Source organism: Agrobacterium sp. (assembly GCF_032092815.1).
Taxonomy (GTDB): domain Bacteria; phylum Pseudomonadota; class Alphaproteobacteria; order Rhizobiales; family Rhizobiaceae; genus Agrobacterium.
The window spans coordinates 22,964-45,570 of sequence record NZ_DAMDBP010000004.1 but is presented as its reverse complement, the minus strand read 5'-3'; the positions used below and the strand labels follow the sequence as shown (position 1 = coordinate 45,570).

At 56.7% G+C, this 22,607-nt stretch carries 25 protein-coding genes; 7 read left to right on the top strand and 18 right to left on the bottom strand.

Going from position 1 to position 22,607, the window contains the following annotated elements:
* Window positions 1–3: 3 nt before the first annotated feature.
* On the top strand, window positions 4–1,035 hold the full coding sequence (locus RT613_RS03035) for a GlxA family transcriptional regulator (protein WP_313612880.1): 1,032 nt from the start codon (window positions 4–6) through the stop codon (window positions 1,033–1,035).
* Window positions 1,036–1,059: 24 nt separating this feature from the next.
* Here the strand turns inward: RT613_RS03035 and RT613_RS03030 are convergent, their stop codons facing one another.
* From RT613_RS03030 to RT613_RS03005, 6 genes are read right to left on the bottom strand one after another with little or no spacing between them, the layout of a single operon-like run.
* Window positions 1,060–2,076 carry a substrate-binding domain-containing protein gene (locus RT613_RS03030; protein ID WP_313612878.1) on the bottom strand — a complete coding sequence of 339 codons (1,017 nt, stop codon included), beginning with the start codon at window positions 2,074–2,076 and terminating at the stop codon, window positions 1,060–1,062.
* A complete protein-coding gene (locus RT613_RS03025) occupies window positions 2,073–2,687 on the bottom strand; it encodes a dual specificity protein phosphatase (protein WP_313612876.1) in 615 nt (204 codons plus the stop codon). The genes RT613_RS03030 and RT613_RS03025 overlap by 4 nt, the downstream gene beginning before the upstream one ends.
* Window positions 2,684–3,565, bottom strand: a complete 882-nt coding sequence (locus RT613_RS03020) for an inositol monophosphatase family protein (RefSeq protein ID WP_313612874.1) — start codon at window positions 3,563–3,565, stop codon at window positions 2,684–2,686. Before RT613_RS03020 ends, RT613_RS03025 begins: the two co-directional genes overlap by 4 nt.
* Before the next feature lie 14 nt (window positions 3,566–3,579).
* Entirely contained in the window at window positions 3,580–4,698 is a 1,119-nt protein-coding gene (locus RT613_RS03015) for an ABC transporter substrate-binding protein (protein ID WP_313612872.1), read from the bottom strand.
* 43 nt (window positions 4,699–4,741) lie between these two features.
* Window positions 4,742–5,884, bottom strand: a complete 1,143-nt coding sequence (locus RT613_RS03010) for an ABC transporter ATP-binding protein (protein ID WP_313612871.1) — start codon at window positions 5,882–5,884, stop codon at window positions 4,742–4,744.
* Between the two features lies 1 nt (window position 5,885).
* On the bottom strand, window positions 5,886–7,727 hold the full coding sequence (locus RT613_RS03005; RefSeq protein ID WP_313612869.1) for an iron ABC transporter permease: 1,842 nt from the start codon (window positions 7,725–7,727) through the stop codon (window positions 5,886–5,888).
* 383 nt (window positions 7,728–8,110) lie between these two features.
* On the opposite strand from RT613_RS03005, the gene RT613_RS03000 reads away from it, so the two are divergent.
* Window positions 8,111–8,311, top strand: coding sequence for a hypothetical protein (locus tag RT613_RS03000; protein WP_313612867.1), 201 nt, complete (start codon window positions 8,111–8,113; stop codon window positions 8,309–8,311).
* Between the two features lie 242 nt (window positions 8,312–8,553).
* Here RT613_RS03000 and abc-f read toward each other — a convergent pair whose 3' ends face one another.
* Window positions 8,554–10,176 (bottom strand): ribosomal protection-like ABC-F family protein, encoded by a 1,623-nt coding sequence (gene abc-f, locus RT613_RS02995; RefSeq protein WP_313612866.1) that lies wholly within the window; start codon window positions 10,174–10,176, stop codon window positions 8,554–8,556.
* A gap of 199 nt (window positions 10,177–10,375) precedes the next feature.
* On the opposite strand from abc-f, the gene RT613_RS02990 reads away from it, so the two are divergent.
* Together RT613_RS02990 and RT613_RS02985 are read left to right on the top strand one after the other, a co-directional pair.
* Window positions 10,376–11,302, top strand: coding sequence for a bestrophin family ion channel (locus tag RT613_RS02990; protein WP_313612865.1), 927 nt, complete (start codon window positions 10,376–10,378; stop codon window positions 11,300–11,302).
* A 96-nt stretch (window positions 11,303–11,398) separates the two neighbouring features.
* On the top strand, window positions 11,399–11,608 hold the full coding sequence (locus RT613_RS02985; RefSeq protein WP_313612863.1) for a molybdopterin-binding protein: 210 nt from the start codon (window positions 11,399–11,401) through the stop codon (window positions 11,606–11,608).
* Window positions 11,609–11,612: 4 nt separating this feature from the next.
* On the opposite strand, the gene RT613_RS02980 is transcribed toward RT613_RS02985, so the two are convergent.
* From RT613_RS02980 to RT613_RS02955, 6 genes are all read right to left on the bottom strand, one after another.
* A complete protein-coding gene (locus RT613_RS02980; protein WP_313612862.1) occupies window positions 11,613–12,104 on the bottom strand; it encodes a GAF domain-containing protein in 492 nt (163 codons plus the stop codon).
* Between the two features lie 2 nt (window positions 12,105–12,106).
* Window positions 12,107–12,637 carry a tRNA (N6-threonylcarbamoyladenosine(37)-N6)-methyltransferase TrmO gene (gene tsaA / locus RT613_RS02975; protein ID WP_313612860.1) on the bottom strand — a complete coding sequence of 177 codons (531 nt, stop codon included), beginning with the start codon at window positions 12,635–12,637 and terminating at the stop codon, window positions 12,107–12,109.
* Complete coding sequence (locus RT613_RS02970; protein ID WP_313612858.1) at window positions 12,627–13,433, bottom strand: ABC transporter ATP-binding protein; 807 nt, start codon at window positions 13,431–13,433, stop codon at window positions 12,627–12,629. The genes tsaA and RT613_RS02970 overlap by 11 nt, the downstream gene beginning before the upstream one ends.
* Window positions 13,430–14,458, bottom strand: coding sequence for an iron ABC transporter permease (locus tag RT613_RS02965; protein WP_313612856.1), 1,029 nt, complete (start codon window positions 14,456–14,458; stop codon window positions 13,430–13,432). Before RT613_RS02965 ends, RT613_RS02970 begins: the two co-directional genes overlap by 4 nt.
* Window positions 14,458–15,489 (bottom strand): iron ABC transporter substrate-binding protein, encoded by a 1,032-nt coding sequence (locus tag RT613_RS02960; RefSeq protein WP_313612854.1) that lies wholly within the window; start codon window positions 15,487–15,489, stop codon window positions 14,458–14,460. The genes RT613_RS02965 and RT613_RS02960 overlap by 1 nt, the downstream gene beginning before the upstream one ends.
* A 152-nt stretch (window positions 15,490–15,641) precedes the next feature.
* On the bottom strand, window positions 15,642–15,926 hold the full coding sequence (locus tag RT613_RS02955; protein ID WP_313612852.1) for a PepSY domain-containing protein: 285 nt from the start codon (window positions 15,924–15,926) through the stop codon (window positions 15,642–15,644).
* A gap of 130 nt (window positions 15,927–16,056) precedes the next feature.
* On the opposite strand from RT613_RS02955, the gene RT613_RS02950 reads away from it, so the two are divergent.
* From RT613_RS02950 to RT613_RS02940, 3 genes are read left to right on the top strand one after another with little or no spacing between them, the layout of a single operon-like run.
* Window positions 16,057–16,383 carry a PepSY domain-containing protein gene (locus RT613_RS02950; protein ID WP_313612850.1) on the top strand — a complete coding sequence of 109 codons (327 nt, stop codon included), beginning with the start codon at window positions 16,057–16,059 and terminating at the stop codon, window positions 16,381–16,383.
* A gap of 5 nt (window positions 16,384–16,388) precedes the next feature.
* Window positions 16,389–17,048, top strand: a complete 660-nt coding sequence (locus tag RT613_RS02945; protein ID WP_313612848.1) for a response regulator transcription factor — start codon at window positions 16,389–16,391, stop codon at window positions 17,046–17,048.
* Entirely contained in the window at window positions 17,045–18,415 is a 1,371-nt protein-coding gene (locus RT613_RS02940) for a HAMP domain-containing sensor histidine kinase (RefSeq protein WP_313612847.1), read from the top strand. Before RT613_RS02945 ends, RT613_RS02940 begins: the two co-directional genes overlap by 4 nt.
* Window positions 18,416–18,457: 42 nt before the next feature.
* Here RT613_RS02940 and RT613_RS02935 read toward each other — a convergent pair whose 3' ends face one another.
* The 5 genes from RT613_RS02935 to RT613_RS02915 all read right to left on the bottom strand — a co-directional run bounded on the left by RT613_RS02935 (window position 18,458) and on the right by RT613_RS02915 (window position 22,601).
* The gene (locus tag RT613_RS02935) at window positions 18,458–19,147 is read right to left on the bottom strand and encodes a GntR family transcriptional regulator (protein WP_313612845.1); all 690 of its coding nucleotides are present in this window, start codon (window positions 19,145–19,147) and stop codon (window positions 18,458–18,460) included.
* Between the two features lie 124 nt (window positions 19,148–19,271).
* On the bottom strand, window positions 19,272–19,661 hold the full coding sequence (locus tag RT613_RS02930; RefSeq protein WP_313612844.1) for a cupin domain-containing protein: 390 nt from the start codon (window positions 19,659–19,661) through the stop codon (window positions 19,272–19,274).
* 4 nt (window positions 19,662–19,665) lie between these two features.
* On the bottom strand, window positions 19,666–20,565 hold the full coding sequence (locus tag RT613_RS02925) for an NAD(P)-dependent oxidoreductase (RefSeq protein WP_313612842.1): 900 nt from the start codon (window positions 20,563–20,565) through the stop codon (window positions 19,666–19,668).
* Between the two features lie 113 nt (window positions 20,566–20,678).
* Window positions 20,679–21,104 (bottom strand): carboxymuconolactone decarboxylase family protein, encoded by a 426-nt coding sequence (locus tag RT613_RS02920; protein WP_313612840.1) that lies wholly within the window; start codon window positions 21,102–21,104, stop codon window positions 20,679–20,681.
* A 60-nt stretch (window positions 21,105–21,164) separates the two neighbouring features.
* Complete coding sequence (locus RT613_RS02915; RefSeq protein ID WP_313612838.1) at window positions 21,165–22,601, bottom strand: aldehyde dehydrogenase family protein; 1,437 nt, start codon at window positions 22,599–22,601, stop codon at window positions 21,165–21,167.
* Window positions 22,602–22,607 lie beyond the last annotated feature (6 nt).

Here is a 22,607-nt window from a genome sequence, read left to right as displayed (position 1 = left end):
CGCATGACACTTCAGCGCCCCAAGAAACGTCTCAGCGTTGCCTTTCTGCTTGCCGACCGGTTCACCCTGTCAGCTTTCGCAAATTTCGTTGATGTGTTGCGCCTTGCCGCCGACGAGGCAGACCGCTCACGACCCATCCTGTGCGAATGGTCGGTGCTGTCAGCGACCATGGACAGCGTGCGATCAAGTTGCGGCGTCAAGGTCCAGCCGGATACCCGTCTTACCCAGGCGAAGGACTATGACTATATCGTTGTGGTGGGGGGGCTGATCGGCGACCAAAGTGCACTTGATCTGGAAACCACCCGCTTTTTGCAAATGCGGGCCAGCGCTGGTGTTCCGGTTGTCGGCCTGTGCACAGGCGTGTTCATCCTGCATGAGGCGGGCTTGCTGGATGGCTACCGTTGCTGCGTAAGCTGGTTCCATCATCAGGATTTTCTGGACCGCTTCGATACCGAACAACTGGTTGCGGATCAGATCTTTGTGGTGGATCGCAACCGGCTGACCTGTTCCGGCGGTCACAGTGCCGCCCATCTGGCAGCCTTCCTGGTGGAGCGGCATATCGGACAGTCCGCTGCGGTCAAAAGCCTCAACATCATGATGATCGACAATGCGCTGAGTGGCGAAAAACCACAGCCGGGGCAACAAAGCACCAGACGCGCCAATGATCCGCTCGTCAAAAAGTCGATCCTGCGCATGCAGCAGAATATCGAAACGCCCAAAACAGTTGCGGAGCTTGCCGAGGAGCTGGGGATCGGACGGCGCAGTCTCGAGCGGCGAATTCTCAGTGATCTCGGCGTTTCACCATCCAAGCTATATCTGGAAATCCGTCTGGAACGTGCCCTTTCCCTGCTGCGTACCACCCATGAAACCGTCACGCAGATTGCGTTGGCCAGCGGCTTTTGTGATGCGCCTCACCTCACGCGCGTTATGAAAGCCGAACGCGGACTGAGCCCCAGCGAGTTTCGCAAGACACAGGCGTCCCCGGGCGGAGCAAATGGAGAGTTTGCCGTTGGTGTTCTGCTGCCGCAGATTTAACAGTGCCAGACATCAACGCCCGCCTCAGGCGCGGACGGTTTTACGCCACACAGGAAAAGCCTTGAAAGTGATCACATGGCCCTTTTCAGCGTCACTGCGTTCGTCGGTCAGGCGCTTGACGATGGCCTCAGCCATTTCCTCGATTGGCTGACGAAACGTGGTAATGGCGTAACCTTCCCAACTGGCCTGCTCGATATCATCAAAACCGATGACGCAGAGATCAGTGGGAATTTTCAGTTGGAAGTCATTGCGCGCGACATCGAGAAACCCGCAGGCAAGCAGATCGGTGACGCAGAAAACCGCGTCCGGGCGCGCCGCCCCCGGCAACAACCGGCGCGCGGCTTCGGCACCGCTACGATAACTTGTCGAACCCGCCTTGATGACCTGCGGCGGTTCAAAACCTGCCTCGACGACCGCATCACTGAAAAGCTGCTCACGTGCCAAAAGACTGGGGGAGCCGTTTGTCGATGACACGATTGCAAAAGACCGGCAGCCCGCGCGGGCCAGCATGTGCCAGGCATCATTCATCGCAGTCTCGTGATCGAGGCTGATATGGTCCGCCTCCTCGATCTGTCCTGCGCGGTTAATGAGGATCACATGCTGGCCACTTTCGATACAGGTGCGCACCAGCGAAACCGGTGGCGCGCCTGAAAGAACGATTGTCGCCGAGGCACGGTAGTTGAGCGTTTGATGAAGGGCTGCGTGAATGTCAGCTTCATTGCCGGCGGTATTGATGACCATGGCTGCCCGGCCAACCGCCTGAATGCGCCGGGTTATCGCTTCGAGCAGAGCAGACTGGTAAGGCGCATGAAGGTCGCCACCCAGAATGCAGATCGGCCGGCTTTTTTCCTGCGACAGCCCGCGTGCCAGATGGTTGACGTGATAATTCAACTCCTCGGCCGCAGCCAGAACCTTGCGACGGGTCTCTTCCGAGACACTGGCGCCTTCGGTGAAGGTACGGGAGACAGCGGAGCGGGAGACACCCGCTTTCCGCGCCACCTCACTGGCGCTTGCAAAACTCTGTGGCGGCCGATTGTTCATGCAACTGCCCTTTTCTTCCTGGCTTCCACGACACGGATCATGTCTGCCGCCTGTTCGGCGGCATGGATCAATTGCGGCTTCGGAGTTTCGAACCATTCATCAGGGTGCAATTGGCGCCTTGTCCGTACATGATCAATCGCGGCAGAAAGTGTCGGGTAGGTCTGCGGCATTTCCAGATGCAGGAAAAGCGACACAAGGGTCACCGAGCGGCTGCGGCCAGCACGACAATTGACCAGCACATTGCCCTTTTCGCGGTGCGGGTAAGAGGCCCGCTCTGGAAATGTCTGGTCCAATGCGCCACGCAGCAGATAATAACCACAAAGCAACATGGTGTCGGAATTTCCGGCACCATCTACGAGGCCCAGCTTGTAATAACGCAGCAATCCGGGGCCGGAGGCCAAAATCGCCTCATCATCCGGGTGGCGACCCGTCACGAAATTGACGTCGAAATTGATCGCACAATTGACGATGATCTTGATGTCATGTTGCGCTAGCAGTGCCGGATCACAAACGGCTTCCCGGCCTCCGATATAAAGATCGACGTTCCAGCCGGGCAGATAGCTTTCGATGAGACTGAGATGTGGGCGATCATAACGTGGTGAAGCGCTCATGCCGCCTCTCCCTTCTCATCAACCTCAGCAATCGATATCTGCATCGCCGCCGAAAAATCGGCTGCGATCTTCGGGGCTGCAGCAAAGATCGCACCGCCGCTCAACAGCTCGTTTGACGTTGCCGGATAGGAGCCCGTCACACCGCCGGCTTCGCGCACCATCAACAGACCGGCAAGGCAGTCCCAGGCATTCATGTAATATTCGGCATAACCGTCCGTGCGGCCTTCGGCCACCCAGGCGATGGCCAATGCGCCGGACGCACCCCGGCGAATATTGGCACCCATGTCCAGCACCCGCTGCTGCGCCGCCAGATAGTCTGCGCTTTCAACACGCGGAGACCAGCCGATTTCGACGGATGCATTGGACATCGCATCGGTTGCTGCAGCGATCAGCGGAGCACCATTCTTGGTCGCGCCTTGCCCTTTGCGCGCAAAATAGAATTCATTGGAGGCCGGATTAAAGATCACGCCCAGCAGCGTTTCGTCGTGTTCATGAAAGGCAATCGAAATACAAAAATGCGGAATGCCACGGGCAAAATTGGCGGTGCCATCAATCGGGTCGATCACCCACAGCCTGTCCGAGACACCGCCGCCAGCCTCTTCTCCGAGAATACCGTCGGATGGAAACGCCGTCGAAATCAGCTCGCGGACATGGTTCTCCACCGCACCATCTGCTTCGGTCAGAAAATCCTGCCGTCCTTTAAGGGTAAAATCGCCCGGTTTGCGGGAGTTGAAAGCAGAAAGTGCAAGAGCGCCTGCGGAAGCGGCCACATCGCGCAACACAGCTTCACGGTGGTTCAGTTCATCGACAGTCAGCATGGGTTCTTTCGAATGAATGGTGCAGGCCTTGTCAAAACCAAGGCCTGCCATCGTTTGCATTGATTATTCGGCGGTTACTTCTTGTAATTCAAGGCCCAGAGGTCTTGCCAATCCTGACGGGCTTCCCAGTCACTGGAACCGGTCGACGCATCATAGGACAGAAGCTGATCGCGCACTTTGCCAACACCTGATGGTTCATTATCCGGTAGGCTGATGGTGGTATTGGTCGACATCTTGCCATCCTTTGCCTGCGGCGCGATCCCTTCCGCCGTCATCATGTAGCGAATGAACAGCTGTGCGCTGTTGGAGCTTTTGGTGCCCGAGGCAATCAGGCCAAGCGACGGATAGGTCCAACCGGCGAAAGGTGACAGACCGGCGCAAAGACCAAGCTTCATGCCGTCCTTGTTGTCACGATATTTTGCCGTGCTGACGAGACCGACAAAGCTGTCCTTGCTGTCAGGGGCGCCAATCGCTTCTGCCGCGGCACCGTCGGAATCGGTCAGCAGCGGGTTGTTGGCGGCAAGCGCCTTGACCCAGGCGGCGGTGGCGCTGGCTTCGTCGGTTTCCAATGGCTTGCCATACTGTGCCTGATAGGCATCGGCCACGGCCTTGTCGGCATGGGTTGCCATCTGGTTGAACCAGTCGGTGTAGGACGGTTTGCCAAGCGGATCCTGCATGGCAACCTTGCCCTTCCAATCGGCTTCGGTCAGTTGCCAGATGTTGGTGACAGGGCAGCTGTCATGCAGCGCGGTGTTGTAGGTCCAGACATTTGGAGCGAGCACGATTGTCAACGGATCCTGATAGATCGCAGGGATATCCTTTGCCAGATCTGTTGGCAGCCAGCTCTTGGCATAACCCTTGGCAACGATCTGCGATAGGGCGGCAGGTGCATCCGCCAGAATAACCACGTCAGCCTTGACGTTGTTTGCCTGAGCTTCGCGAATGACGATCTCAAGCGTTTCAGGTGCGCTGGACTTCACACCAGTGGCCTGAACACCGTATTTCTCGGAAAAGGCCTTTGCCTGTTCAACGATTTTTCCGGTCGAATCGTAAACGGTGATCGGTGCTTCCTGCTTGGCGGCGGCAATCAGCTTGTCGAGATCGAAAGCCTCTTCAGCGCCAGCATTTTCTACGCCACACAGAACGGCAGCGGCCAGCATCAGGGAAGAGAGCAGAGTGTGAGAATGTCTCATCGGTATTCCTTTGAGTGATTTGAACAAAGATGTTTTCGTGAATTTATGCGGGTAGAAGCGCCTGACGGTCGGCACCGGCAGGCTGTGCCGCGCTCGGCGCGCGGATTTCGGTGGTATCGAAACGCTGACCGGCAGCGTCGAACAGGTAAAGGCCTTCGCGACGGGCAAAACAGCTGATCATGTCGCCCGGCCTTGCGGCCGGACGGCTGTGAGTGGCGTGAAATAGCCGCTCATTGCCCAGGGAAAGTTCCATGATCCAACTGCCGCCCGTCGGCATGATGCTTTCCAGCCGTAGCGCCCCCAATGGCACCGCGTCCGGCGATGCAACCAACGAAATCTCTTCCGGGCGCAACCCGATGACGGCTGCATCCGCCAGAGGAAGATGGTCGGAGAGACGTCCAGCAAGGCCTTCCGCAGCTGACTTGTTCTCCAGCGATATCATGTTGATCGGCGGGTTGCCGATGAACTCGGCGACGAAGCGATTGACCGGGCGGGAATAAATGTCGTCGGGCGCACCAACCTGCTGCAATCGGCCACCATTCATCACGGCAATGGTGGTCGCCAGTGTCATTGCTTCCCACTGGTCATGGGTCACAAAGACGATTGTGGTGCGAAATTCCTCATGCAGGCGACGCAGTTCAGCGCGCATTTCCAACCTCAAAGCCGCATCGAGATTGGACAACGGCTCATCGAGCAGCAGAATACCGGGATTAACCGCCAGCATGCGCGCAAGCGCCACACGCTGTTGCTGGCCACCCGACAATTGCGCCGGATAACGAGAGGCGTAGTCACGAATACGCAGCTTTTCCATCACGTCATTGACCTTGGCGCGGCGCTCCGCTTCCGGCAGCTTGCGCAGGCGCAAACCGAAATCGATGTTGCGCTCCACCGTCATGTGCGGCCAGAGCGCATAGCTCTGGAACACCAGGCCCAGGCCGCGCTTTTCCGGTGGTACAAAGGTTGATGTCGAAACGCTGTCGACCACCCGGTGGCCGATGGCAATTTCGCCGTCGCTCAGATGTTCCAGACCGGCAATCATGCGCAGGGTCGTGGTTTTGCCACAGCCCGACGGCCCCAGCAGACACATGAACTCACCGTCGGCGATCGTCAGGTTCAGGCTATCAACGGCAGCATTTCCATGGCCTGCATAGCTCTTGGAAACATTGGTGAGGGTAATATCGGGCATGTCAGCTCTCCAGTCCCTTGGCAATGCCATTGCCGGTGAGACGGTTGATAAGAATGGTGCCAGACAGCGCGAGAAGCGCGATCATCAGCACCACGGCATTGGCTGCCTGGGTGTAGTTGTAATCAACGAGACGCAGCGAATAGGTCGTCAGCACATCGGTTGCCGGAACGGCGAGGATGATGAACAGGCTGACACCCTTGATACCTGATATGAACGGCAGCAGGATCGCGCTGGCCAGAGCCCTCTTCTGGATCGGCATGACGATGCTGATCATGCGGCACCACCAGCCCGCACCGGAAATGCGCGCTGCTTCTTCCGGCTCCTTGCCAAGCTGCGCCATGGCGGCAATGCCGGAGCGTGAGGCAAACGGCATCTGATCGGCAACCAGCGCCAGAATGAGTATGATCGAGGTTCCGTATAGCGCCGGGATCGGGCCACGTGGCACGGCAAACAGGGTCAGGATAGCGGCGGCAAAAGCGATACCCGGCACCAGATAGGGCAGAAACGTGATCTGTCGCAGGAAGTTGCCAAGTGCCGCAAAGGGGCTGCGAATAACCACGTAACCAACCAACAGGCCGAGAATACCCGAGGCCAACGATGCAGCACCGATGATCACCAGCGTGTTGAGACCGGCACTCCAGAACTCCGGCGTCATCAGGATGCCGTTGCGCAAGGCGACCGTATCGAGGTTGGCACCAATCCAGTAGTCAAAGGTGAAGTTTTCCGGTGTGAAACGGCCCGGCACACGCATGATGGTCGACAGAAACAGCGTCAACAGCGGAATGATCACACCGATGGTGAAGAACACCAGTGCAAAACCGATGGCCGGAAACTGCCAGCGACCAAGCGGGCGACGGCGGTCCATCGCTCCCTTGCCGCCAACGATGGCAAACCGCCGTGCCTCACGCATCATCCGTGTATCGATGTAAAGTGTCACCACGCCAATCGTCATGATGACCGCTGCCATGACCGCAGCCATCCCCGTCTGACGTGACGAGATGGCACGGTAAAGCGAGGTGGAAAGCGTATCGAAACCAACCGGCAGACCGAGCACATAAGGAACCGCAAACTCACCGATACAGTCGGCGAGAATAAGCAGGCCGCAGGAAAGCAGTGCCGGTCGCATCAATGGCAGCACGATCTGGAAAGCCACTCGGCTGCGACTGGCACCGAGAATACGTGCAGAATCCTCCAACTGGGCATCCACACGCTGCAAGGCGCTACCAAGAATGAGGATGACAAACGGTGCGTAATGCAGCGACAGGATGACGATCATCGGCAGGCGACCATAGGCCAACCAGTCCGGCGTTGAAAAACCGAGCGTTTCCATCCAGCCCGGCTGCCCGCCGACCGTACGGTTCTTGAAAATCGTCGTCCAGGCAAGCGCCAGCGTCCATGTCGGCAACATGAAGGGAATGATCAGGGCTGTTGCAAACCAGCGCCGACCCGGCAGCTCGGTGCGGTTGATCAGCCAAGCGAGAAGACCACCAACCGACATTGACAGGATAATGGAACCGGCCGCAATCGAGGCCGTGTTCAACAAGGGCTGCCACAAAAGAATGGTCGACATGCGCGAGGCAAAGGCACGTGTGACGTAATAAAGTGTCCAAGCTCCTTCTGGAGCGTGCGTGCGCGCTGCATCGCCAATCTGCACGATGGCGACATTCACGAGGATTGAAATCACCGGCGCGAGAATGAGCAGAAGGAAAACGACGGCCAAAGCCAGCCCAATAAAGATCACTGGCTCGTGACTGGTCACAGTGAGATAATGACGCAAACGTCTGAATGACGAATGTCCTGCCCCTGCCCGCGCAGTTTTGCCTGTTTGCCCTATATCCACCATATCGGCGCCCTCATCTCTTCACGGGGGCGACCATAGGCAGGTCACATGACAGGCAAATGACACTTTGCACATATGTGCATTGCCATAATTCGATTAAATATGGGCTTTGATGTTTATAAATTCACGGAATTTGGCACGTAGGTGCATGCCTCTTTATCCTGGGCGACAGCCCGGAAAATGCGACGTTTCACGACGTTTGGCTCGACTTCAGTCAAAACAAAGACGTGATTTTTACTCCACTTTTAGGCGTTAAATTTCGACGATTACTCGAAAAAATTGCCGACAGCGGTTGCCAGATCTCACAAGCCACTTTAGAATCATTCTAGAAAAAATGAGTATCAACCTCATGTTTCGGCGTAATTTTACAAAGAAGGAAACTATCCATGTCCAACAAAGCGTCCTGCAAAGCCTGCTCGTTCTACGAAGACCACGCTGCAAATTCCGGTACCGTTGCTGGTGACGCAGGTCTCTGTCGTTTCAACCCACCGGTTTCTCAGCCAGACGCCAACGCGCGTGGCCTGTGGCCGGTTGTGACGGGTAGCGACTGGTGCGGACATTTCGACGATGAAAGCAAGGCTGCCTAAGCGCCTTTTCGCTCTTTGAGGAGACAGCCAATCGCTGTCTCCGTCATTTCCATTCTTCCTCGGCCGAACGTTCACCACCAAGTGGTTAACTGGCCATCCCCCAGACATGTCAGCACAACAAACCTAAAACGGCAATCCGGGGGGCGTCGGTCGAGCCGATATGAAAGCTGCGATCAATCAGCGATTGGCCAGCACAAACATCCAAGTACCAGTTATTATCCGGCCTACGAGCACATGAAAAATTATCCGCTTACGCCTGGCGCTTCATGGCCCGTGCGCTCGACATATTCGGTGTAACCGCCACCATATTGGTGAATGCCATCCGACGTCAGCTCCAGCACGCGATTGGACAGCGCGCCCAGGAAACGACGGTCGTGCGAAACGAAAAGCATGGTGCCTTCATAGGTCGCAAGCGCCTTGATCAACATTTCCTTGGTATCGAGATCAAGGTGGTTGGTCGGCTCGTCGAGAACGAGGAAATTCGGCGGATCAAACAACATGGCCGCCATAACCAGACGCGCCTTTTCACCACCCGACAGAATCCGGCAGCGTTTTTCCACGTCATCGCCAGAAAAACCGAAACAGCCGCAAAGTGCGCGCAGCGGCGCTTGTCCTGCTTTTGGGAAGCGCTGCTCCAGCCATTGGAGAATGGTGAGGTCGCCGTCCAGCAAATCCATCGAATGCTGTGCAAAATATCCAAGTTTGACGCTTGCGCCTAACGTGACCGCACCCTGATCCGGATCCGTCGAGCCGGTGACCAGTTTCAGCAAAGTGGATTTTCCAGCCCCGTTGACACCCATGATGCACCACCGTTCTTTGCGGCGGATCATGAAATCAAGGCCATCATAGATGGTGCGGCTGCCATAGGCCTTGTGCACACCCTTAAGGTTTACCACGTCTTCACCCGAGCGTGGTGCAGGCAGGAAGTCGAAGGCAACCGTCTGACGACGACGCGGCGGCTCCACCCGGTCAATCTTTTCCAGCTTCTTGACACGGCTCTGCACCTGCGAAGCGTGGGAAGCACGAGCCTTGAAGCGCTCGATGAACTTGATTTCCTTGGCAAGCATGGCCTGCTGGCGCTCGAACTGGGCCTGCTGCTGTTTTTCGTTCTGCTCGCGCTGACCTTCGTAAAATGCATAGTCACCAGAATAGGTGGTCAGTGAACCGGCGTCGATTTCTATGATCTTGTTGACGATGCGGTTCATGAACTCGCGGTCATGCGATGTCATCAGCAACGCGCCGTCATAGGTCTTCAGAAAGTTCTCAAGCCAGATCAGGCTTTCGATATCCAGATGGTTCGACGGTTCGTCGAGCAGCATGACATCAGGACGCATCAGAAGAATGCGGGCCAGTGCCACGCGCATTTTCCAACCACCGGACAGTTTGCCGACGTCACCGTCCATCATTTCCTGCGAAAAACTCAAGCCAGCGAGGACTTCACGCGCACGACCTTCCAACGCATAGCCGTCCAGCTCCTCGTAACGCGCCTGAACCTCGCCATAACGCTCGATGATCGCGTCCATCTCATCCATGCGATCAGGATCGGACATCGCCGCTTCCAGCTCACGCAATTCAGCGGCGATGATGCTGACAGGCCCCGCCCCTTCCATGACTTCGGCAACCACGGAACGGCCGGCCATTTCGCCGACATCCTGATCGAAATAACCGACGGTCATGCCCTTTTCGACCGAGACCTGTCCTTCATCGGGCAACTCTTCACCGGTGATCATGCGAAACAGTGTCGTCTTGCCCGCACCGTTGGGGCCAACAAGACCAATCTTCTCACCACGATTGAGCGCGGCGGACGCTTCGATATAGAGAATGCGGTGGCTGGCGGACTTGCTGATATTTTCGATGCGGATCATGGAATAAAACGGCCTTCTGGGTTGCGCGCATCCCTATGCCACGGACGCAACGGAAACGCCACACCTGCCATTCTCGTGACCGAGAGGTCGATGTCAGGATTTTTGAGCAAAAAATCGGGAATGCCTCTCGTCACCGAAGGGCGGCGGGTGCATTATCGCGCCGCAATACAGACACGCTTCAATATCCCACGGCAATTCCATGATCGTTCGAGACAAACCCGGCTTTTTCAGGCTGTTCTTCATTTTCCGCCTTTCGGTGATGGAACGCATCTATCCGCAATTGCTGTTTGTGATGGGCCTGTCGGCTCTTGTCGTCTCTGGCCATCTCTACAAACCTGACATCATCCCGTCTGCCGCTGGCGCACCTTTCGCGCTGATCGGCATCGCACTCTCCATCTTTCTCGGTTTTCGCAACAATGCCTGTTACGATCGCTGGTGGGAGGCACGCAAATTATGGGGCCATCTGGTCGCGATCAATCGCGATCTCCCTCGCCAGACCCTTCTGCTGGAGGTGCGCGGACCCGACGCCATAAAGGCACGCCTTCGCCTGCTTTACCTGTCGATCATCTTCACCCAGAAACTTGTCGATCATCTCAGGGATGGAAACACCTCGACCGCTGCATTGCAGAGAAGCCTTGATGAGCAGGATCTGAAAGCCATCCACTCTGCAAGAAATGCACCGGAACATATCACCTATCTGATGGGTGAAACGCTTGCCCAGCTAAGGCAATCGAATGTGATCAGTGATATCGAATTCTCGATGTTTGACCGGACGATTGGTGAAATCTCAGGCGTGTTGACGGCCTGCGAGCGCCTTCGCAACACACCCGTTCCCTTTGGTTACACCCTGCTGCTGCACCGCACAGCCTATCTCTTCTGTTTCCTGCTGCCGTTTGGCTTCGCGGACGCGCTCGGCTTTGCAACACCTCTGGCAGCCGGTGTTGTTGCCTATGCATTTTTCGGACTTGATGCGCTGAGCGAAGAACTGGAGGAACCCTTCGGCACGTCACCCAACGACCTACCAATTGCCGCGATTGCCACCATGATCGAAATCGGTCTGCGCAATGCGCTGGGGGAAACGGACCTGCAAGAACCACCGCAGCCACAGGATTTCGTGCTGCTGTGAGGCCAGACAACGCCGCGCAAAATTCAAGCAAATTTGCCCCGCGTCGCTTTCGCCGGTTATGAAAGGACAGACCAAAAACCTGTCAGGGAGACCATCATGAAAATCAGTGCGCGCAACCGCCTCAAAGGCAAGATTGTCGAAGTCACAAAAGGCGCAACCACGGCACATGTCCGTATCGATATCGGCAACGGCATCGTCATCACCTCATCTATCACCAATGAAGCCGTCGATGAGCTGGGACTGGCCGTGGGTGGTGACGCCTATGCGGTGGTCAAGGCATCCGACGTGATGGTCGCTGTCGACTAAGAGGTCAAAAATCGCTGGCTTCGATATAAAGGGCAGCAAGCGCCTCGAAGCCAGCCTGATCCTCAGCATCAAAACGACCGGGTAGCGGGCTATCCAGATCAAGAACCCCGATCATGCGGTCGCCCTTTACCAACGGCACAACAAGCTCCGAGCGAGACGCTGCATCGCAGGCAATATGTCCCGGGAAGGCATGAACGTCAGGAACCAGCTGGGTCTTGCCTGTCGCGACCACAGCACCACACACGCCCTTGCCAACCGGAATGCGCACGCAGGCAACTTTGCCCTGAAATGGTCCAAGCACCAGTTCGTCTTTTTGCTTCAGGAAATAGAACCCCGCCCAGTTCAGGTCAGGCACGAGGCTGTAAATCAGTGCGGAAAAATTGGCGGCATTGGCAATGAAATCCCGCTCACCATGCAAAAGCCCCTCGAGCTGGGCAGACAGTTCGCGATAAAATACCTGTTTGTCGGCTGTCTCGATTTTTCCGGTCGCGAACATGATCAGGCCTTTCCTGTTTCAGACTTTTGGCAGTGGCTGCTCTCACCGGTTTCAAAATCGCCTTTCTGGGGCGGCGCAATCGGCTTGAACAACGTCCGGTCTGGCTTGATATCAATCAGCGGTGTGCCGTCAAGGCAATCCATTCCACGAACATAGAGTTTGGCACCCTCAACTTTCTCCAGCACAACAATCGAGGTGCCAATCGGATTGGGACGGACCGGTGAGCGAATGGAGAAGGTGCCGTGCACCTCCCCACTGGATGCCGGGCTTTGCAGCACCAGATCACGGCGCGACCGATCAAGCCAGTAGAGAACCTCCAACCGCTCGAATTTTTCGATACCCTTGAGTGCGGCAACCCATGGCTCGAAAATCTCGATGGTACATAAAGGCCCATCGTGACGGCCTTGCCTTGGCGTCTCCAGACGCGACGTCCACGGGCTATGAATACGGCCAATGAACACCAGACCGGCATCGACCCCGTCAGGCACGTCCACGGATATCTCGTTCAGCCGGACTTCATTTTCACGCACCATTGGTTTTCTCCTTTGACGACGATGGATCAAGCAGCGGTGAGCATACGGGCCTTTCACCGCCCGCCACCATGCCAATCACCACATCGACACCGTAAATTTCCTTCATGACCCCAGGGGTCAAAACATCCCTCGGCGTACCCTCAGAATGCAGGGCACCGTCTTTCAAAATGGCAACCCGGTCCGCCATTAAAAACGCATGGTCGGGATTGTGGGTGGAAACCACCACGGCCAATCCTTCTTGCGCCAACTGACGGATCCGCACCAGCAACCGCATCTGGTTGCCGTAGTCGAGACTGGATGCCGGTTCATCCATCACGATGATCCTCGCCTGCTGTGCCAGGGCGCGGGCAATCAATGCCAGCTGCCGTTCTCCACCGCTGATCTGGGTGTATGGTTTTGTCGCAAGCCCCTGAATACCAACCGTTTCGATTGCCGCCTCGGCAATCTGCCGGTCTCGCGATCCCGGTACGGAAAATGGTCCGAGATGTGCGGCCCTTCCCATTAAAACCACATCATAAACCGAAAACGGAAACAGACCCTCATGGGCTTGCGGCACATAGGCAATTCGCATCGAGCGCTCGCGACGTGACCACGCCGACAGTGGTTTTCCATCGAGAAAAACGTCTCCCGCCTTGATGGGCAACAATCCGAGCATGGTTCTGAAAAGCGTCGTTTTGCCGGATCCGTTTGGGCCAAGCAAAGCCAGCACTTCACCGCTTGTAATCGTCAGAGAAATGTTTTCGCCGACAATGCGGCGGCCATGCCCGGTACGAAGTGATCGCAGCTCCAGCTTCATTTCCAACCCCTCCAGCCGGAAACGAGCAGCCATAAAAAGAATGGAGCACCGACCACGGCGGTCAATATGCCAAGCGGAACCTCAATCGTTGCAATACTGCGCGCCAGCATATCGACCACCAGAAGATAGGCAGCGCCCGCCAGCATGGAGCTTGGCAATAACAGGCGAAAATCCGGACCGATCAACATGCGGGCGATATGTGGAATGATCAGCCCGATCCAGCCGATAATACCGGTTACCGAAACGGTTGCCGCAGTCACCAGTGTAGCCGCCGTGACAAGCAGCAAGCGCACCTTGCGGGTGTCGACACCAAGCGCCTGCGCTTCATCCTCACCAAGCGTCATCAGATTGATGCGCCAGCGTAAAAGCACCATCGGCAAAAGCCCGATCACCACAGCCGGTACAATCGACAGCACATCAAACCGGGTGATCGCGGTCATGCTGCCCAGAAGCCAGTAGGTAATGGCTGGCAACTGGTCATAGGGATCTGCCAATATCTTGATCAGCGAAATCCCCGCGCCAATCAGGGCTTGAACCGCAATACCAACCAGAACAAGTGTCAAAACCGGATCATGTCGCCGCACCAGTGAACCGATACCGTAGACAACAATCACAGCCAGAAGGCCTCCCGCAAAGGCAGCGAGCTGAATGAGAAGCACGTTCAGCGATAGAAAAATGCCGAGAACAGCGCCAAGGCTCGCGCCCACTGAAACACCCAGCAGATCGGGTGATACAAGCGGGTTACGAAACAGCCCTTGAAATGTCGCGCCTGCGGCAGCCAGTGCTGCCCCAACCAAGATGGCCGCCATTACCCTTGGCAGGCGCACATTCCAGAAAACCGTCGCCAGCATGGGGTCATCGGCCTTACCCGTCATCAACCCATGCAGAGCCGACCACAATGGGCCTGGCCCACCGCCATATTTGCCCACCATCATCGAGATAACGGCAAGCAGCAGCACAAGAGGGGCACCGGCCGCCAACCAACGGCGGCCAGCACTTTGTACCGGCTTATCGGGTGCGCTCATCATTTCGTCTTGGTGCCGAGCAACTCCGCCACCTGCGCATCTGTCAGTTCGACCTGATAGAACAGGTTGAAGAATTCACGCACCTGCTTGTCGATATCCACCTTGAAAACCTCTGGGTAGAACAGCTGTTCGAGCCACGTCAGCCCGATAAGACGGTTGATGCCGGGAGGAGCGTCAAACCAGCCAAATGGCAGATTGGGTGTGACGTAGACCTTGCCACTCTTCAGAGCCGGCAATTCGGCCCACAACGGGTCGCTTTTGACCGAAGCGGCGAATTTGGGCGAAGCAGCCAGAACGACATCCGGCTTCCAGGCAAGGACCTGTTCCAGTGACACCTGCGTCAAACCACCTTTTCCAGCGGCTGCGGCCACATTGGTTGCCCCGACGGCTTCAAGGATTTCGACATTGATCGACCCGGCGAGACCTGTTTCCAGACCTTCCGGTCCGCGGCCGTAATAAACGTTTGGTCGTGCAGATGCCTCTACCTTTTCAAGCCCGGCGTTCAGCTTGCTCAGCGCGTCATCCGCATAGGCCGCCAGTTTTTCCGCCCGCTCGGAAACACCGAGGATGACACCGGCCTCCCGCAAGGTTTCTGCACTTCGACCAAATCCGCCATCGACCAGAATATAGGGAACGCCTGTCTGCTCCTGAACCTTCTCAGCAAGTGACGCATAGGTTGGGTTGACCGTTCCGACATCAATGATCACATCCGGCTTGGCAGCCAGCACGGCTTCAATATTGGCAGTGCCGCCCTTGCCGGTCAGCTGACCATAGGTTGGCAGATCACGAACGGACGGCAGAAGAAATGTCTTTTCTGCCTTGCCGGGCTCACGCACCCAGCCGGCCAGTTTTTCCGGGGCCAGAACATAGACCAGCACGGAAGCCGGCGGGCCAGCGGCCAGGACCTTTTCTATGTGATCGGGAACCTCCACCTTGCGGCCAGCGGCATCGGTGATGGTTCTCGCCTGCGTGGCGGAAACAAATCCCGCGACGAACAACAAACCGAGTAAAAACTTTGAAACTGCTGCCATAAGAACCCCCAATCGATATATCCAATGAGATATATTGCCTTGACGAGACCTGTGGCAACAACAGAGTTGTGACAGTTATAAAAATGGGGGCGTACTGGACGCCCCCGATTTCGAAATTCATCTGCTATGGCAATGTGGTGCTACCAACCCCATCAATCATCACCATCGATCGACACCTGTTCTCCAGTTTCGGGGTTGAAGCGCACTTCGATACGACGACCATCCTTGTTGCGGCCTTCGATCTCGTAGCAACCATCATCAATATCGACCTCACGCACCTCTCTGCCAAGGGAGGTTGCACGATCACGGATCTGTGCCTCGCTCATCCACCTGTCGATCTGCACATTGCCGCAACGGCGGTCATGTCGGTCATCTGCGTGGGCCATCGACGTCATGGCAGCAGTGGCAAGTACGGCGGTGATCATCAGTGTCTTCATCTCAAACATCCTTCCGGGGTTGCAGGCACCATTGCCTGTTCGATGAAGCAACCCTAACCAACCCGCCCTGAGCGTTAACTGACAGGCGTGGTCAGCTAATTGTCAGTTTCGGCATGATAGTCTCGGTCAAATGTCGAACCGTCTTTTTCACTCAATATTCCTGGCCATGCTTCTCGCATGCACATTCATGCTGGCGCTGGCACCGCTGAACGCTACGGCAAAGGACCTTGATCGTTTGCGGGACGCCGTCAGGCGCGGAGATGTGCTGCCACTCTCCACCCTCCAGGAAAAACTGCGCGCCTCCTATCCCGGCGACATTATTCGTGTAGAACTCGACGAAGACGATGGCCGTTTTATTTATGAGTTCAAGGTTCTGCAGGCCAATGGCCGGCTTTACGAGATCGAGATGGATGCCAAGGATGGTACCATTCTCGATGTTGACGATGACGACGATTGAGAACCATGCGCATTCTGCTTGTTGAAGATGATCCGCTGATCGCCCGAGACGTCACGCATCACCTTGCGCGTGCTGGTTATCTTGTCGAACATGAAAGTGACGGCGAAAGCGGCTGGTATCGCGGCGACAGCGAAGAATTTGCAGCCGTTGTGCTTGATCTCGGGCTGCCAGGTATGGACGGTCTGTCGGTGCTGAAACGCTGGCGCAAGGACGAACGGGAATTGCCGGTGTTGATCCTGACCGCGCGTGGCAACTGGGAGGAGCGCGTCGAAGGCATCGATGCCGGGGCTGACGATTATCTCGCAAAACCCTTTCATGTGCCTGAGCTTCTGGCCCGTTTGCGGGCAATCATTCGCCGTTCGCAACGCAACGCCAGCCCGATCCTGACAGCAGGTCGGCTCGTGATTGATCCGCGCAGTCGCACCGTTTCATTGGATGCGGAGCCCGTGGACCTCAGCCCGCTCGAATATCGTTGCCTGCATTATCTGATTGCCAATTCAGAACGGCACGTGTCGCAGCTTGAGCTGACAGAACAGCTTTACGCGCAGGATTTTGAGCGTGAAAGCAACTCCGTTGAAGTCCTGATCGGACGATTGCGCAAGAAATTCGGCAAGGAGTTGATCACCACCCGCCGTGGATATGGCTACAGGATTGGCACGGCATGAAACGTCCGCTTTCAATCCGCGTTCGTTTTCTCTTGGTATCACTCATTGCCGTGCCTCTGGCGCTGGCGCTTGCCGCCATATTCATGACCTCGATCTTTTCAGCCAACCTTGAACAGCGGCTTGAAGAAGAACTCAAAGGGCACATCAACACGCTTGCAGGTTCCATCCGCCTCACTGCCGATGGTGCTATCGAGCAACCGTCAGGCCTGATGGATCAGCGTTTCACCCAAGCCTATGGCGGCCTTTATTGGCAGATCGGCGACGCTGCCCAGCCGGCTTTATTCCGCTCGGATTCCTTATGGGATACCAGTCTCAGCCGTCCGGACGATTTGCCGGATGATGGCGCCGTACACCGCTACATATCCGAAGGGCCTGAAGGCAGCCGGCTGATCGTGCTGGAACGGCAAATCATGATCAGTGCCGCGACCGGCCTCAAACCGGTGCAGATTTCAGTTGCCGCCGACACCAAGGCGCTGGATGAAGCCAGCCGTGGTTTTGCGCTCGAAATATTTCCCTATCTCGCGGGTCTTGCGGTTTTCCTGATCGGAGCATCGCTGGTGCAGGTGATTTATGGCCTGAAACCACTGGCAGATCTGACCACGGAGCTCGACCGCATCCGCGAACGCCATAGCGGGCGCCTCAACGGTGCATTGCCCGCCGAATTCGAACCGGTCGAAAATGCTGTCAATCGCCTGCTGGACACACAGGCACAGTCACTTGCCAAGGCGCGTACCCGTGCCGGTGATCTGGCCCATGGATTAAAAACACCACTGACCATACTGTCCACCGATGCCCTGACCTTACGTGAAAGCGGGCAGTCAGACATGGCCGACGAAATCGAGCAATTGGTGCAGTTGATGCGCGGCCATGTCGATCACGAACTGGCCCGCAGTCGTATTGTGGCCAATGCCGACATGCGCCAAAGCGATGCGGACGTCAGAGAGATCATCGGCCAGGTGGTCAAAACCTTGCAGCGAACGCCGAAGGGCGAGGCTCTGGAATGGCATATCGAGATCGGGGAGCCGCCAAACGTGCCGCTCGACACACATGATCTTCGCGAATTGGTCGGCAACCTGACAGAAAACGCCGTCAAATGGGCAAAGGATAGTGTGCGTATCGTCTGGAAAAACGATCGGCTGATGATTTCTGACGACGGACCAGGTGTTGATCCCGAAAAAATCGGAGACATGACCGAACGCGGCGTGCGGCTGGACAGAAAGACGCCGGGGACGGGATTTGGCCTGTCAATCGTCAAGGAAATCTGCGAGGCCTATGGCCTGACATTGTCGATTGAGAACAGGCAGGGCAGCGGTCTGATGGTGTCTGTGATGTTTAAAAACATCGACGGAACAGCCAGGACGGCGTGACTGGGATATCAGGACCAAGTCACACGCGTTGAGCCTGTTGTCTCAGCCTTCCACCAATGCAGCCTGCTGCTGTTCACCCAGCAGTTTGAGTGCAACGACCGACGCGTTCTTGACGTGCTGTGATGCGTATATTCTGGCGGTATCGGCGTCTCGCGCCTGAAGGGCTTTTGTTAGTGCGTCGATTTCCGCAAGGCTCTGGGAAATACGTTCGGGGTGCATAAGAGACGTTGCCCGCAGAATGTTGATGCGCGAAAACAGGCTCTGCAACACTTCACGCACCAGCGTGTTGCCACAGCGCCCAAGCATGATCGAATAAAGCCGGCTTTTGGCTTCAAGCACCTCAGCCGTTTCGCCAGCAAGCGCATGTGCGCGTAGAACCGCCGCTTCCCGGCCAAAGGCGTTCAGGTCCACATCCGTGCCACGTGTTGCAAATTCCTGCGCGGCAAAACCTTCCAGAAGTTCACGCAAGGCATAGATTTCCCGCGCTTCCTCTAGCGAAATGCTGGCAACGACCGGTCCCTTGTGGGGCACGATCTCGACCAGCTTTTCAGCTTCCAGCTTGCGCAGGGCCTCACGTAGGGATGTCCGGCTGACGCCCAGCTCCTCGCACAATTCACGCTCGACAAGACGGCTGCCCGGGGCGTAACGGCCCGAGGTTATGCCATCACGCACAGCGTTTTCGATTTGTCTGCGAAGAGTATCCGCTTGCAAGGTAATTCCGCGTACAACCATCAGTAATCCCTATACTACATTATGACCATCCTACATTTACATGAAGCGACGGCCTGTAACAAGTTGTGCGCAGTGGTGTTCAACAGCTGTTGCTCGCCTGTCCAAATATCAGTCTGAACGACAATTATGCGCCTGCGGATGCGAACTGCTCGGCGGATACTTCTTCCTGCCAGACAGTTTTGCCAATCGAAACAGCCGTATGCAGCAGGTAGCTGGTGGCCGTTGCGCCATGCCAGTGACGTTCGCCTTCCGGGATCCAGACAATGTCGCCCACACGAATGCGCTGCGCCTCTTCCCCATCAACGCAGACCCAACCTTCACCGGCAACAACGGTCAAGACCTGACCGACTTCATGGGTGTGCCAGTAAGTGCGTGCGCCGGGCGTGAAAAACACATTGTTGATGGTTACGCCATCGGTCGTCGGCATCACAGGATCGGCATGAACCGTTCCGGTAAATGTCGAAGACCTGACTTCGGAAACCGCGCCAGCCTGGCGTCCGTGGAAAATCTTCATCACATCAGTCCTTCTTTTTGTGCAGGCGGACACCGCCCGAAATATCACCAATGGCATCAACGACACGATTGCTGATGACGTCGCCGTAGCCAAGCGCGGTCGCAAGACCGAAACTGGCCATCGGTCCGGCAGAATTGAGTGACGAAACACCCAGCTCATGCAGCAGATCGCAATAGAGCAGCACATCCTTGGTCATCAGCTTGCTGGTGAGGCCACCTTCGAGATAATCACCGTCAACGATCTTAGGGAAGCGGTTGAGCGTGGCAAAATTGACGCCGCTGCTGGCATTCAGCACCTCAAGCAACTTGTGCAGGTCAAGTCCCGCCTTCTTGCCAGCCACCATTACTTCTGCCGTGGCAGCGAGGCTGACGGCATTGAGGAAATTGTTGAGCAGCTTGGCCGTATGCCCGGCACCGCTTTCTCCCATGATGATGACCTTGGTGGCAATCAGCGAAAAGACCGGCTGCAAACGCGCGATCGCATCGGCTTCACCACCAACCATCAGTGTCAAAGCACCCTTTTCGGCTGCCGCCGCACCACCAGAAATGCCGGCATCGACAAGAAACGCGCCCTTTTCCGTAAAAAGGCGGGCGAGCCTTTTGGTTGATGCAGCAGATGCGGTGCTCATATCCGCCACGACCTGTCCGGGGCGGATATGGTCTAGAACACCGCCCTCACCCTCAACCACACGTTCAATGACGACACTGTCGGGCAGAGACAAAAGAACGATGTCCGACCCTTCCATCACCTCACGGATGCTGTTCGAGGCCGTGGCGCCAAACCGGGGCGCGGCCTCTGTATCCTTGTCATACCCGAGAACATCGACACCGCCTGCCACGATGCAGCGTGTCATCCGCCCTCCCATGTTTCCAAGCCCGATAAATCCCACTCTCGGATTAGACATGCCTTTATCCCTCATGCGGCAACACTATCGCTGGCGATTGAACCAGACCCATAGTGTGCGTTGCTCTTCCCTCACACTGTTGCCAGCATTGTCGTTACAGACGCTGGAACAGTTCATTTGCCGCTTCCGTTCAAGGCCTCGCCAGCCTTGGTCTGCCCCGCCTGCCATTCCTTGATGGCCGTGCTGGCCGTTCTGAAGGCCGCCAGAGCCGCCGGAGCGCCGCAATAGACCATGGCCTGCAACAAGACGGCCTGGATCTGGTCCGGTGTCACGCCGTTGCGCAGAGCGCCACGCACATGCACTGCCAGTTCGTGATGCTGGTTCATGGCAGTCAGCATGGCGAGGTTCAGCATGCTGCGGGTTTCAAACGGCAGACGCTCATCCCCCCAGACCTCCCCCCAGCAATATTCGGTGACGAGCCGCTGGGCTGGCCGGTTGAAATCATCAGCATTTTCCCACGACTTTTCGACGTGGGCCGCGCCCAGCACGCGCTTGCGGTTCTGGAACCCTTTGGCGAAGATTTCGCTTTCAGTTGGCATTCCGATGTGCCTCCCTCGTTGCAACTGTTGTTTCTGTTTGGCGGATGTGGGCGAGCGACGTCATTCGTGGGCTCCGTATCCAATCATCGCCTTGGTCTCGAGATATTCGCGCAGTCCCGCCTCACCCCATTCGCGGCCATTGCCGGAGCGGCCGAAGCCACCGAAGGGCGCACCAAAATCGGCAGGCGGATAATTGATATGCACCTGACCGCCATTGAGCTTGCGGGCAATGGTCCGTGCCCGTTCACGGTCGGCGGACTGCACATAAGCGGCAAGCCCGTAAAACGTGCCATTGGCAATGGCGACGGCTTCCTCTTCGTTTTCATAGGGAATGATCGAAAGGACAGGGCCGAAGATTTCCTCCTGCGCAATCGTCATGTCAGGCGCAACGTGGCTGAACACAGTCGGGCGCACATAATAGCCCCCAGGCAAACCATCCGGTCTGTCTGGACCGCCCGCAACAAGCTTCGCGCCCTCCTTGAGGCCGCTGTCGATCAACCCACGCACGCGCTCAAACTGGCTGCGATTGACGATCGGTCCAAGCTGGGTTTCGGCGTCATCGGTTGGTCCGAGCCTGTAACCATTAGCCGCTTCGGCGGCAATTTGCGCAGCACGATCCATAAGATGCGCGGGCACCAGCATACGGGTGGGGATGGAGCAGGATTGGCCCGAATTGGTGAAACAGGCCGCCACACCGCGACGCACAGCATCGTCCAGATCAACATCATCAAGAAGGATATTGGCCGATTTGCCACCCAGTTCTTGCGCAACGCGCTTGACGGTCGGTGCGGCAGCCCGTGCGACTTCAATGCCTGCCCGTGTCGAACCGGTAAAGGATACCATGGAGATATCCTCATGGGCGCCGATCGCCGAACCAACCGTCAACCCGTCACCATTGATCAGATTGAACACACCGGCTGGAACACCGGCCTCATGCAGAACTTCGGCAAACAGAACCGTGCTGATCGCGGAGAATTCGCTGGGTTTCAGCACCATGGTGCATCCGGCCGCCAGTGCCGGCCCTACCTTGACGATGACCTGATTGACCGGCCAATTCCACGGCGTGATCAGACCGCAGACACCAATCGGCTGGTGCCGCAGACGTGTGCCGCTGTCCATATCCTCTTCGAAACGAAACTCTCTCAGCACCTTCAGCAGTGCCTCGATATGCAAAGGTCCACGCGCCGCCTGCCCCTTCGTTGCAAAGCTAATGGGCGAGCCCATTTCCAGCCGCATCGCTTCGGCAAACTCATCATAACGTCTGTTGTAGGCAGCAAGAATCCGCTCGAGCAAAGCAATGCGTTCTTCCACTGACGTGGCGGCAAAGGCGGGTGCAGCACGCTTGGCCGTCGCCACGGCCCTGTCAACATCCGCTTCATTGCCGAGCGACAACTGGCCGATGACTTTTTCTGTGGCGGGGTCGATGAGATCCATGGTCTTGCCACCAAGTGGCTCAACCCAGGCACCATCGATGTAAACCCTGTCCAGGACGATCATGGCAAA